The 11,733-nt window shown below is 71.6% G+C and carries 9 protein-coding genes; 2 read left to right on the top strand and 7 right to left on the bottom strand.

Annotation, left to right across the window (positions count from 1 at the left end):
• The first annotated feature begins 49 nt into the window (after window positions 1–49).
• On the top strand, window positions 50–475 hold the full coding sequence (locus E4N62_RS31460; protein ID WP_230219819.1) for a hypothetical protein: 426 nt from the start codon (window positions 50–52) through the stop codon (window positions 473–475).
• Between the two features lie 409 nt (window positions 476–884).
• Here the strand turns inward: E4N62_RS31460 and E4N62_RS31455 are convergent, their stop codons facing one another.
• The gene (locus tag E4N62_RS31455) at window positions 885–1,778 is read right to left on the bottom strand and encodes a hypothetical protein (RefSeq protein ID WP_230219817.1); all 894 of its coding nucleotides are present in this window, start codon (window positions 1,776–1,778) and stop codon (window positions 885–887) included.
• Window positions 1,775–2,170 (bottom strand): hypothetical protein, encoded by a 396-nt coding sequence (locus E4N62_RS31450; RefSeq protein ID WP_230219815.1) that lies wholly within the window; start codon window positions 2,168–2,170, stop codon window positions 1,775–1,777. The genes E4N62_RS31455 and E4N62_RS31450 overlap by 4 nt, the downstream gene beginning before the upstream one ends.
• A gap of 166 nt (window positions 2,171–2,336) precedes the next feature.
• Here E4N62_RS31450 and E4N62_RS31445 point away from each other — a divergent pair, with 166 nt between their 5' ends.
• Complete coding sequence (locus E4N62_RS31445; RefSeq protein ID WP_230219813.1) at window positions 2,337–7,055, top strand: CHAT domain-containing protein; 4,719 nt, start codon at window positions 2,337–2,339, stop codon at window positions 7,053–7,055.
• Window positions 7,056–7,133: 78 nt separating this feature from the next.
• On the opposite strand, the gene E4N62_RS31440 is transcribed toward E4N62_RS31445, so the two are convergent.
• From E4N62_RS31440 to E4N62_RS31420, 5 genes are all read right to left on the bottom strand, one after another.
• Window positions 7,134–8,228, bottom strand: a complete 1,095-nt coding sequence (locus E4N62_RS31440; protein ID WP_230219812.1) for a hypothetical protein — start codon at window positions 8,226–8,228, stop codon at window positions 7,134–7,136.
• Between the two features lie 163 nt (window positions 8,229–8,391).
• Complete coding sequence (locus E4N62_RS31435; RefSeq protein ID WP_230219810.1) at window positions 8,392–9,180, bottom strand: PP2C family serine/threonine-protein phosphatase; 789 nt, start codon at window positions 9,178–9,180, stop codon at window positions 8,392–8,394.
• 1 nt (window position 9,181) lies between these two features.
• Window positions 9,182–9,943 carry a VWA domain-containing protein gene (locus tag E4N62_RS31430; protein ID WP_033531750.1) on the bottom strand — a complete coding sequence of 254 codons (762 nt, stop codon included), beginning with the start codon at window positions 9,941–9,943 and terminating at the stop codon, window positions 9,182–9,184.
• 71 nt (window positions 9,944–10,014) lie between these two features.
• Window positions 10,015–10,362, bottom strand: a complete 348-nt coding sequence (locus E4N62_RS31425) for a hypothetical protein (RefSeq protein WP_230219808.1) — start codon at window positions 10,360–10,362, stop codon at window positions 10,015–10,017.
• A gap of 1,028 nt (window positions 10,363–11,390) precedes the next feature.
• Window positions 11,391–11,675: a hypothetical protein gene (locus E4N62_RS31420; RefSeq protein ID WP_230219806.1), complete on the bottom strand. Its 285-nt coding sequence runs from the start codon at window positions 11,673–11,675 to the stop codon at window positions 11,391–11,393.
• Window positions 11,676–11,733 lie beyond the last annotated feature (58 nt).

Here is an 11,733-nt window from a genome sequence, read left to right as displayed (position 1 = left end):
AGACCAAATCTAAGGTAGGCTGGTCGCCCGAGAGCTTGGAGGCCATCCCATGTACGAGCCGATCCGCACCAAGTCGGTCCACACGATGGCCGGCACGACCTCCTCCGACTTCCCTCACCGTTCGCGTGAGGAAGAGCTGGACATCCAGCTCGCGGGTCACCTGGCGGCGCTGCTGGCGGCGACGGACGCGCTCCGCGCGGTCGCCCCCTCCGCCGATCTCGACACCACCGCGGAGCGCCTCGCCGCACAGGTGGCCCGCCTGCGCGGTGGCCGGCCGCCGGCACGCTCCACCGGGGCTCCCGCCGGCGACGGGCGGGACGTCGGCGAACTCCACCGCCGCGCCCACGCCCTCGCGGGCCGCGCCCTCGTCGTCGCGGCCTCCCGCGCGGACACCGCGGCGGCGATCCTGGCGGCGGAGCGGATGGACGCGCACGCGGCGGCCGAGGGTGCGCCGCGCGAGCTGGCGTCCCGCTGAGCCGGCGCCCCCGGAGTCGGCATATTCCGGGAGCAGGCGCCCCGAGTTGACGCCCTGTCGAGCTGGAGGCTTTTCATGGGCCCGGCTTCCTCGACGGCCCCGGTCCGCGTGCACCCGCAACGACGCGTGGGCCGGGCGCCGCAGCTTGCGTTGTCTCTGGACGGCGTCGGGCGCCCCGGCCGTGGCTGAGAAGTCGGCGATCTGTCTGGCCGGCTGCCCGGAAAGGGCGGTCGGCCATCGGGATGGTGAGGCCGCGCGCGACGTCGCCGAAGCCGACCGAGGTGATGACCGCGTACTCGTCCAGGTGGTGTCGCGACGGACGTCGTAGCCGCCTTCGTCCAAGAGGGCCACTGAGGCAACATTCGGTGTCGTCGTCGCGCCGGACGGCCACGGTACGGTGCGCGGCCGGCTACTCGAACATGGGTGAGCGCGGGTCCCAGCGACTCTTACGGAACCAGGCGGAAAGCTCGGCCCCGTGGCCCGGATCGGCCTGACCCGGCACCGGGTCGTGCCCCATGGCCCTGACCAGGTCACGGTAGTGCACGTCGATGGTCGCCTCGATCAGGTCGGCCAAGGTGCGCGTCGCCTCGCGCCCCTTGAACTGCGCACTGACCGCGATCCCCGCGGCGATCAGCAGGGCAGGACTCCACCAGCATGTCAGCGTGGCGTACAGCAGGGCCCAGCCCCATCTTCTCCCAGCCGCTCGATAGGCCTCGGCAGCGGTCGACAGTTCGGTCTGCGCGGCTTCGGGGAGCAGCATCCAGATTCGTGGCCATGCGGCGTCCAGATCGAGAGAGTAGGACCGCCGGACCCTCTCCCGAACGACGTGGAAGCGGTCCCCCGTCCATGTCGGGCTCCTCGGTTCCAGGGCGCAGATCCGGTTCGCTGCGGCGATCGCGGCCGCGATCTCGTCCTGTCCCGCGGTCGGTGCGTTGGCACGGTTCACAGCCCGGTGCCAAAGTGCCCTGCGAGCCGCGGCCATGGCGCGCGACGGCCCGTGACGCCCCGGCAGGTGCCACAGCCGATCGACAAGTCCGCCGAGGACCGCGGCGGCCATGCCGAACGCGACGGAGCCCAACAGCAGGGTGGCGAGCAGCAGTACGACGGTGCCGGCCGATCGCAGGTCCGGATCGGTCGACCAGGCGGTGAGCCGGGCTCGTAGCAAGGTGTGGTCGAGCGGGGCTTCGCCGCTGAGCGTCAGTGCCACCCCCAGCGTTGCGAGGAACAGCGCACCGGGGAGAGCGAGCAGGCTCACCCAGCGTTCGGCGAGCTTCTTACCCAACTCGCCCAGCAACGCGTTCACTCGTCGATGTCGCGGGCGACGAGTGACGTCCCTCGGCCCGCGCAGACCGGAGCCGGGCCCTGACCCGGCATGACGCGCCCGCGACCGGCACACAGACCCGCGGGGCAGGACCACCACTGCGCGCCGCTCTGCTGCCGCTCACCCGGAAGCGGTCGATAGGCCAGGACGTTGGCGGGGTAGAAGCCTTCACCGAACTCCCGGACCGCGAGGGCCTCCAGTGCGTCCAGATCCGCTTCCAGCCCGGCGCTCAACCGCCCGTCGCGCAGCGCTGAAACGGCCCGGTCGAAGCGGGCTCCCTCGCCGTGCCGCCGGGCAAGGTCCGCGAGGTCGGTCCCGGCCAATTCGCGGCAGAAAGCTGCCGTCTTCGCGGGGGCAGGGAGGGAAGCGGTCATGAGACGTCGTCCTTCACGATGTCGCCCATGTGCGCAAGAGTAGGTCCAACGGCCCTTCTCACACCGGGGAATATCGGAAGATCCTCTGATCCCGGGCGATTCCCGGTCGCGGCTGGGATCCTGGACCACCGCCAAGGGGCGGGCGGCCGACCAGGGGGCGGGAGACATGGGCGACGCACCGATCACCGATCGCGAGAGACTGATCGCCAATCTCGAAGAACGGATACGCCGCGCCGAGGCGGAGGCCAGCGCGGCCTGGCTGATGGAACCGGCGGCAAAGGAGGAGGCTGCGCAGCTGTGCGGGGTCGTCCCACGGCCGGAGGACGATGTCGACGTCTGCCAGGTTCTTGCACGGTTCCACACCTTGCGGCACAGCATCCTGCTCGCGCGCTCGCCCGAGACGGGTGCCGGGGAAGTGCCGGCCATGGTGCGCTTCCAGGCCGCTCTGTATCTCCACGACCCGCACCTGGTCCCCGATCCGATGCGGCACGCCGTGGCAGTGGTGCTCGATGCGCTCGGCGAGGCCGGGCCACGGGACGGTGTTCAGGGCCGTGGTGAGCTGGTCGAGCGGATCGTCTCGCTGCTGGCCCATCCCGACGTGGTCCGACCTGCCGACGGCGGTCGGGCCCGCGTGCAGTACCTCAGGCAACGCAGGGACGTAGGGACGGCGGACCCCCACGCGCTGGAGGAGCTGGCCGCGCTGCTCCTCGACGGTGCCGCTCCCGGCGGGACCTCGCTGGACGCACTGACCGAGGCCGTCGAGTGCTTCCAGCAGATGCCCTCCCCTGAACGCTATGCACGCACTGTCGGCCTGCAGAAGACGCTGGCCGCACGCGCACGCCGGCTCGCGCAGGACGGCCGCGTGGACGAGGCCGTCGCGGACGGCACGCAGGCCATGCGGCTGGCTCGACTGATCCTCGACAGCCAAGATCCACTGGTCCACCGCGTCACGCTGGCGCGCGCGGTGCACCTTCTGGCCAAGTACGTCGACGCTGCGCAGCGGCCCAGCGAAGCCCTGGAGTGGCTTGAGGAGGCGGTCTCGCTCTATGTGCGGCTGGCGAAGGAGGAACGCGCTCACCGCGGTCAGCTCGCTGACGCTCATCAGGACCGGGCTCGCGTGTTGCGGACCATCGGCCGGGCAGGAGAGGCGCTTGAGTCGGCCCGCCGGGCGGTGGACGGGTTTCGGGCCGTGGCCGAGGAGGATCCGGAGCCGCACGTCAGACACCTGGCCCACTGGCACCTGGCCCACGCCTTGGAGGAGTTCTGTGCCTGTCTGAGCGCACTGGACCGGGACGCGGAGGCCATCGAGCCGATGAACGAGGCGGTGGGCCTCCTCCGCGATCTGGCAGCGGCGGAGGAGGACGAGGCGGGCGCAGCCCGGTACACGGCGGACCTGGCGGAGAAACTGTGCCACCTGGGGCAGTGTCTTTCCTGGGCGGGACAGCTCGATGAAGCTGCCGGGGCCCTTGGCGAAAGCGTCGCCCACTTCGAGCAGTTGATCGAGCATGAGCCGGATCATCATCGAGAAGCGTTCGCAGAAGCGCTCGTCGCCCTGGGTACCGTCCACCGGTCGGCCGGGCTGCTCGACGAAGCGTGCTCGGTGGCCGGCCGTGCCGTCGAGCTGGCCCGGGGCGCGGCGCGGGGCGGGGCACCGTCCGGTGTCATGGGTCTCGCGCGGGTCCTGCTCAGTTGGTCCGAGGCGCTGGCGGACGTCAACCTCTTCGCCGAGGCGGAGGAAGCGGCGTGCGAGGCCGTCGACCTGTGGCGCCGATGGGTCGAGAGCGACCCCGCGCACGTGCTTGGGCTGAGCGTCGCGCTGGAGGGCCTCGCCGCGCGACGACGGGTCCTGAACCGTGGCGAAGAAGCCGTGGCCGTCGCCCGCGAGGCTGTCGCGCTGCGGCGCACGCTCGTCCGTGCCCTGCCACGCTCGCTGCGGGGCGCCCACGGCCATCACCACGGTCTCGCGGTGGCCCTCCGGGAGCTGGGCGAGAGTCTGGCCTGTGCCGGACGCCATGCCGAGGCCGCCGGGACGTTGCGGCGGGCAGCGGCCCTTCTGCGAGCCCTCGCTCAGCGCGACGTGCGCTGTGTCGCAGACCAGGTCCGGGCCCAGATGTCTGCCGCCCAACAGCTCGCGCGGGTCGGTCGGCACGCCGAGGCTCTTGACCTGTCCAGTGACGCCGCTGACCGGCTGCGCGACCTGTCGAGCGCACCCGGTGACTGGAGTCCGCCGGCGGCGCACGCTTACGGCACCCTCGCGTCGGTGCTCTCCCAGTGCGGCCGTACGGACGAGGCGGTCGACACGGCCCAGGAATGCGTGACGAGGTACCGGACGCTGGCCGGTGGCCCCGCCGGCGGCCACTACCAGGGCGAACTCGGCGTCGCTCTGCTCAGGCTGGCCGCCTGTCTGAAAAGCGCCGGACGGCTGCGGGAGGCGCTGACCGCAGCCGAGGACGCCCGTGGCGTGCTGGCCTTCGCCGTCACCCTCTCCTACGCCGGGTTCGCTCCGCATCTTGCCAAGTGTCTGTCCGAAAGGGCGGAGTGTCTCGTACTGTGCCGGCAGTTCACGGCGGCGCTCGACAGTTCGGCGCGCGCCGTCGACATGTACCGGGAACTGGCCCGTTCGCTGCCGGACGTGTACGAACCGGGGCTGGTCGAGGCACTGGGCGTCCGTTCCGCCGTGCTCCACCGCGCGAGCCGACAGGAGGCCGCACTGGACGCGGCGGTCGAGGCGACCGCGCTGGCGCGCCGGATCGCGGCGCGGAACCGGTGGGTGTACGGGGGACTGCTCGCGCAGACCCTGCTCAACGAAGCCGCGGTGCTGTCTGCCGTGCACCGGACGGCCGAGAGCACCCACCGCGCGGAAGGCGCGGTGAAGATTCTGCGCGAGCTCGTCGCCCGGAGTCCCGCCGTGTACCGGGAGTTCCTCGCTTCCGCCCTCCAGGACACCGCCTCGGCGCTGACGGACGCCGATCGCCCCGCCGAGGGACTGGTGTGTGCGCAGGAGGCCGTCGACCTGTACAGGGAGGACGCGGGGCGCGGTCTGCCCGCCTTCCGCTCCGCCCTGGCCGGGGGGCTCGCGACGCTGGCGAACCTCCACAGCGTCGTCGGGCGGCCGGACGAAGGTCTGTCGGCTTCCGAAGAGGCGGTGACGCTCTTCCGGGAGCTGGCCGAGCAGGATCCTCACCCGTACACGACGATCTTGGAGACGATGCGCGCCCGCCACGGCGTCCTGCTCGGCCTGTGCGGACGGCTCGGTGAAGCGGAGGCGGTACTGCGCCAGGTGGTGGCGTCACCCACCGTTGACGGCCCGACGCGCGTGACGGCGACGACTCGGCTCGGGCGGGTGCTGTCGCAGCGTGGGGACACCGCGGGGAGCCTGTGGGCGTATGAACGGGCGGTCGCCGAGCTCCCCGAGCTCCCCTTCCAGGTTTCCGGCCGCTGGGATCGAGAACTGGGCCTGGCTTCCTTGGAGGGGCTCGGGCCGGAGGCCGCCGCGGCGGCGCTGTCCGCCGGAGAGGAGGAGCGAGCCCTCGTCCTGCTCGAAAGGGCGCGCACCACGTTGCTCGCAGGCCGGATCCGGGAGTGGGACAGCCCGGCCCCTCGGTGGCCTGCTCTCGGGAGTCCCGCGACCGCTCCGGCGCCCGGGACCGCGCAGGCGACGCCGCCGGGCCGGGAGAATCCGGGCCCGTCCGCGCCGCGATCCAGCTCCGGCGTCAAGCGGACGGTGGACATGACCCGCGCGGATTTCGGTGCCGCGGCCGGCGACGGTGTGATCGTCGTGGTCAACGTGTCCCGCCTTCGTTGCGACGCGCTGCTGATCGGTTCCGGCGCGGCGGGGACCGACGTGCGGGTTCTCCCACTGGACATCACCTTTCACGGGGTGGTCGCGCAGTGCGAGGTGTTCCGCGGGGCGCTCGCGGCGGCGAAGCGGCACGGTGCGCCGCTCGCGGAGCGCCGCACGGCATGGGCGGCGCTGACCGGGGTGCTCGCCTGGCTGTGGGAGCACGTCGGTGCACCGGTGGTGGCGGAGGTGGACCGCTGGCCCCGGTCCACCTCCGAGCAGAGTGAGGACCCTGCGGAACGCGATCCGGCGGAGGGGGAGGCGCCGCGCCGTGTGTGGTGGTGTCCGACCGGCCCGATGACGTTGCTGCCGCTGCACGCCTGCGGCACGCACGAGGTGCAGGGCGCAAGCGTGCCGGACTCCCTGGTGTCGTCCCTGATCCCCTCCATCACCGTACTGGCCCACGCGCGGCGAGCCATGGCGGAGCGGGCGATGCGTCCCCAGTCGAGCCTGGTCGTCGCTGTGCCGGGCGAACCGGGCCAGGAGTCCACGCTGGAGGTTCTGGACGAGGAGACGGCGAAGATCCCCCCGTTGCTGCCCGACCCGCTGTACCTGCGGAGTGCTGACGCGACGAAGGACGTGGTGCTCCGGGAACTGGCATCTCGCTCGGTGCTGCACTTCGCCTGCCACTGCGTCACCGAACCGGTCCGCCCGTCGGCGAGCCGACTGGTCCTGCACGACCAAACGGAGAATCCACTGACCGCTCTCGACCTGTCCGAGGCGCGGACCCCGCAGGCGCAGCTCGCCTTCCTCACCGCGTGCAGCACGGCGGACAGCCAGACGATCGTGATCGACGAAGCCCTGCACATGGCGGGAGCCTTTCAGGCGGCCGGGGTTCCCCACGTCATCGCAACCATGTGGCCCGTGACCGACAATCCCGTCAGTCACATCGCACCCCAGGTCTACGCCTCGCTGGCGGACGGCACCGGGAGGCTGCGGGTCGCGGACACGGCCCGTGCGTTGCGCGAGCACGTTCGCGAGCTGCGCGAGCGGTATCCGCGCAACCCCACCCTCTGGGCCAACTACGTCCACCTGGGCCCCTGACGCCCACCCGACATGACGCGGCCCCACGAGAAGCCGGAGGTGCGCGGCTCGGCCTGAGGAAGGGGGCCCGAAGTCCGTTCAGCCGAAGTTCGCCAGGATCATGATGAGCAGCACGACGCCGAGCACCACCGCCAACACCTTCAACCCCGCGTACGGAGACGCCGGCTGATCCGGCGGAACCCCCGGAGGGACCGGTACCGACGCAGGCCGCGGCCCGTTGAAGACGTCGTGCCCGGTGACCGCGGCCCGCGTGCACCAGGGACACGTCGGCAGATGCGAGCCGTACGTGTGCAGGGGCCGCACCGTGCAGGCCCGCACCTGCCCGCGCTCCTTGTCCAGGGCCCGCAGCCACGCCTCGGCCTGCGGCCGCGCGTCGGGGTCCTGGACGCCCGGCCCGAACGCGGCCTTGGCGAGCACGAGGAGTTCGGTCGGCAGCACGGACGGGTCGATCGTGCCGCGCGGAATGGTGACCCGCTCGGGCCGGACGACGTAACTGCAGCTCGCGGCGATGTTGTCCTTGACCGTCGACTCGGAGGCGCTCTCGTGCGGCACCCCGCCGAAGGGATGGTTGCCGGCGGTGAGCAGCTGGTAGACGAGGACGGCGAGGGCGAAGTCGTCGCTCTGCCGGGTCGCGGGGCCGCCCGCCTGCCGCTCGGGGGACGAGTAGTCGGTGGTGTGCATCAGGCACGGGAAGAGCTCGCCGGTGACCGGGTCGGTGAAGGCGATGGAGTCGCAGTCGAGGAAGGTGACGAACCCGTTGGCGTCGACGACGACGTTGCTGCTGGAGAAGTCGCCGATGACGAGGTTGTCGTAGTGCATGCGGGCCGTCATGAAGGCGAGGTTCCAGGCGACGCCGAGCAGGAAGCGCCAGTCGGCCCGGTCCGGGAAGAGCTTGAGGCGCTGGACACGGGTGAACAGGCCGACCAGCTGCACGTGCTGGGGTTCGCCGAAGCGGCGCATCGCGTAGCCGAGGAACTCGCCGTTCGCCCCCCGGGCGATCGCGGTGGGCCAGGCCAGCTCCGGCGGCTGGCTGGCGTCCGTCGGGCGGGCGGCCAGCGGTGACATGGTCAGCATCCGGGTCAGCCGCCGTTCCTGGTCCGGCCCCGGGGTGTCCCGGTAGATCTTGACGACGATCCCCGTGTCCCTCCACCGGGAACACGGCCGCCTGCCCACCCCCCTTCAACGGCAACTCGGCCAGAGTGACCCGCCTACCGTCGAGAAAGACCGTGCGGCCGCTCATGGCCGTACCTCCGAGTGTTCGTCGAGCCGGTCGTCACCGCTGATGAGCCTGGGGCGTATGGCGCACATGGCGGCGCATGGAGCGCATGGGGCGCGCTCAGCGCCGGTGGGTGCGGACCGCGCGCAGCAGGGTCTTGTCGTCGGCGTTGAGGGCGGTGAGGCGGTCGGAGCGCAGGAGGGCGGCCAGATTGTGGTCGCGGTCGTCCTCGCCGGCCTGGTCGAGGGAGCGGAAGACGGCGTCGGCGAACGAGGTGTTCGGTGACTGCGCGCCGTCGGCCGACCGGTTGAGCATGGCCTGCGCGAGCCCGTCCGTGGAGAGCAGCACCCCGTCGACGCCGTCGTCCAGGACGCACTCGGTGTGGGTCCAGCGGTCCCTGTCGGGCGAGGTCAGGAACACCGTCTCGTTGCTGTACTCGCTGGCCGCCGCGGCCTGCGGCAGCAGATGGAACTGCCGTTCCCCGTCCTCCGTCCCGGCCCGTACGACGACGAACCCGTCGCCCACGGAGAGGTGACCGAGCCAGCCGGGCGTGAGCACCACCACCGTGAGCGTGGTCGCGAAGTCGGGCGCGTCGGCGCCGGTCCGTTCGAGGAAGTCCTCGCTGACGTCGCGCAACGCGTCCCTCAGCAGTTCGTGCACGGCGTCCCCCGGCCGGCCCCCCGCGGCCGCCTCGGCCCGCCGTACGAAGTGGTCCGTGGCGAGCCCCACCGCGAGGCGCGCGCCCTCCTCCGACCGGGGCCGGCTGCCGGCCCCGTCGGCGACGGCGAGCACGGCGACGGAGGGTGTGGCCGCGGCGGCGCACGCGTCCTGGCAGGGCAGGCCCTGGCGCCGGTGCCGGTAGCCCTCGACGCTCAGGCCGTGGATCCGCCAGGGCGGGGCGGCGTTCATCTCACGCCTCCCAGGCGGGGCGCTGTGTCTTGAACTGGCTGAAGATCTTCTCGAACACCTCGTCCCCCGCCCCCTTCTGCTCGGCGTTGGCACTGGCGGACATCATCTGGAGCAGCTCGCGGAAGGGGAATCCCTGCAGCCGGGCGTTGAACTTGGGTGCGAACGCCCGGAGCACCGACTCCCCCATGTCCGTGATCCCGCCGACGCCGATCGCGTACAGCCGGAACCGGCGGGCGCGCTGCTCCTCGGCGAGGACGGGCACCAGGCGGTGCCAGGATTCGGTGAGATGGCCGGTCGGGTCGGTGGGCAGACCGTCGGTGACGAGGCAGATCTGCGGCCGGTAGTACTGCAGTCCGGATGCTCGCAGCTCGCTCTTGCGGGCGGCGACGATGTGCATCGCCAGCTCCAGCGCCTCGGTCATCAGGGTGACCCCGGCGGCCGTGAGCTGCGGTGCCTGGAAGGCGTGCGCGGGTATGAAGGGGCTCGTCCGGGTACGCGGGTCGAGCAACTGGGGTCCGCGCCAGGCGCCGACGCCCTGTCCGCCGAAGGTGACGACGGCGACCTCCACGCTGTAGCTGAGGCTGACGTCGTCGTGGAGTTCCCTGGTCCACTCCGCGAGCGCGTTGTTGAGCGTCTGGATCGGCTGGCCCGCCATGGAGCTGGACGTGTCGAGACAGAGCACGAGCGGCATGCGCTGGGCGTTGTTCTCGAACTCGATGTCGGCGTATTCGGCCGGCAGGGTGGGCGGGTATTCGCTGTGCATGGTTCATCCCCCTGTGCTTCTGGTGGTGCTGGGTGGTTCCGGTGCGGCTGGTGGGCCTGGTGCCGTCGGGGTCACCTGGGCGGGGTGGTGCCCTTCGCGTGGCGGGCGGCGGTCGGCGGGAAGGCGTACAGGACGTCGGAGTCCCGCTCCCGGGCGTCGGTGACGTCGACGAGACTGCCGGGCGCGGGTGACGGGCGCCCCGGCTCGGCCCACACGGCCCGGCGGAGTACCCGGTCGACCTCGACATAGCCCTGCGGGTGGAGTTCGGTGCGTACGACCGCGGTCCGGGCGTGCGCCGGACGGGGGCCGACCTGCCGCCCGTGCTGGGGCGCGGGCGCGACCCGCAGCCGGGCGGTGGGCTCGTCCCCGCACTCAGCGTCGTCGCCACCCCGTTGCCACCCACACCCCCGCGCCGCCACTGCCGCTCGCGGGCACGCCCGCCGCGCGCCGCGTGCGCCGGCGCGGTCCGGGCGGGGCCGACCCGCGAGAGCGCGCCGACCGCGCGCCCGGGTCCGGCCCGCCCTGGAGACGGCGCGCGGTGCCCCACGGCGACGGGGCCCCTGGACCGCCGGATCACGATCACGAAGGCGAGGAGCAGGAGGGCGAGCAGGAGCGCCATCCAGAACGCGGTCCAGGTGGCGTTGCTGTAGCCGGCTTCGGAGGCTTCGGGGTCGGTGGTGCCGGCCGGGTCGTCCGTCTCGCCGTCCGCGCCACCTGGGCTGGGACCGCCCGACGAGGGCGAGGTGTTGGGGCTCGGGTTGTTGTCGGTGTCATGGATGGTGAAGCTGTTGGCATCGGGATCGGCGGCGTGGTCGGCCAGGTCCGATCCCTTGAGCGGGTCCGGCCCCTCGCCGGGGCCGACCTTGCCGCAGAGCTTGTCCGTGCCTGCGCAGAAGCCGCTCGCCTTCAGATCCTCCAGCGTCGACTTCTCCAGCCGGTCGATCTTGGCGCCAGGGTGAATGAGCAGGCCCTTGGCAAAGAGGAGCAACGCCGTACCACCCTGCCCCGTATGCACACCCTCCGGTACCCGCACCACCAAGGGGTGGGCTTTGGCATTCAGCAGTCGGGACACTTCGCGCTGCTCATCGCCCATGGCTTGGTATTCCAAGGGCCCCTCAAGGGTGATCAGCACGGGTCCCTCGTCCGCGCGGTCGATCCAGCACACCAGCCGTTGTTTGAACCCTTCGGCCGGACACGATCTCGCGGCCGAGGCGGAGCCCCCTGGCACCCACGCGACCAACAGCCCCACCAGCACACCGAGAAACGACAAACGCCCGATCGCACCCATCGCCCCAACCCCCCGTGGCCTGAAAGGCACGCCCCCGCGGCCCTGAAAAAGCCCATCCAATAGTGGAGCAGGCAGCCGGGTGGCCGGAAGGGTTTGGCGATTTCCGCCGATGGAATTACGGCGAGTTACGCCGACGTTCGATCAGTATGCTTTTCACTTCTACAACTTGAACACCTGGTGGCAACGACTGAACATCTGCCGCGCCCGCTCCACCCAGTCATTGGCCAGAGCGTCAAAATCCGCCGGGGTGATCCGGCATGTCAACGGCAGATCGCAGACTCCGGCGAGACAGGGGCGGGGTCCACGGACGTCCCACACGGAAAGCATGGGGTTCAGCTGTTCGGTATTCCACGCGTTCGACGCGGCCGCGGCAATGGCGAGTTGGTCCTGTCGAAGGAAATTCCCGTCCGTCGCGAAGGCCACGAGAAGCCTCTTGGTGGTCATGAATCGCAGCGTGACCGTCCGCCCCGCCTCATGGAGATCGAATTGCAGGGAGACGGAG

The organism is Streptomyces sp. MNU76 (assembly GCF_020982545.1).
Classification (GTDB): domain Bacteria; phylum Actinomycetota; class Actinomycetes; order Streptomycetales; family Streptomycetaceae; genus Streptomyces.
Note: the sequence above shows the minus strand (reverse complement) of the source record. Positions and strands in the feature narration are given on the sequence as shown.

Coding starts and splice junctions, on each gene's coding strand:
- E4N62_RS31460 (WP_230219819.1), top strand. CDS start 50: ATGTACGAGCCGATCCGCACCAAGTCGGTCCACACGATGGCCGGCACG.
- E4N62_RS31450 (WP_230219815.1), bottom strand. CDS start 2,170: ATGACCGCTTCCCTCCCTGCCCCCGCGAAGACGGCAGCTTTCTGCCGC.
- E4N62_RS31445 (WP_230219813.1), top strand. CDS start 2,337: ATGGGCGACGCACCGATCACCGATCGCGAGAGACTGATCGCCAATCTC.
- E4N62_RS31435 (WP_230219810.1), bottom strand. CDS start 9,180: ATGAACGCCGCCCCGCCCTGGCGGATCCACGGCCTGAGCGTCGAGGGC.
- E4N62_RS31430 (WP_033531750.1), bottom strand. CDS start 9,943: ATGCACAGCGAATACCCGCCCACCCTGCCGGCCGAATACGCCGACATC.
- E4N62_RS31420 (WP_230219806.1), bottom strand. CDS start 11,675: ATGACCACCAAGAGGCTTCTCGTGGCCTTCGCGACGGACGGGAATTTC.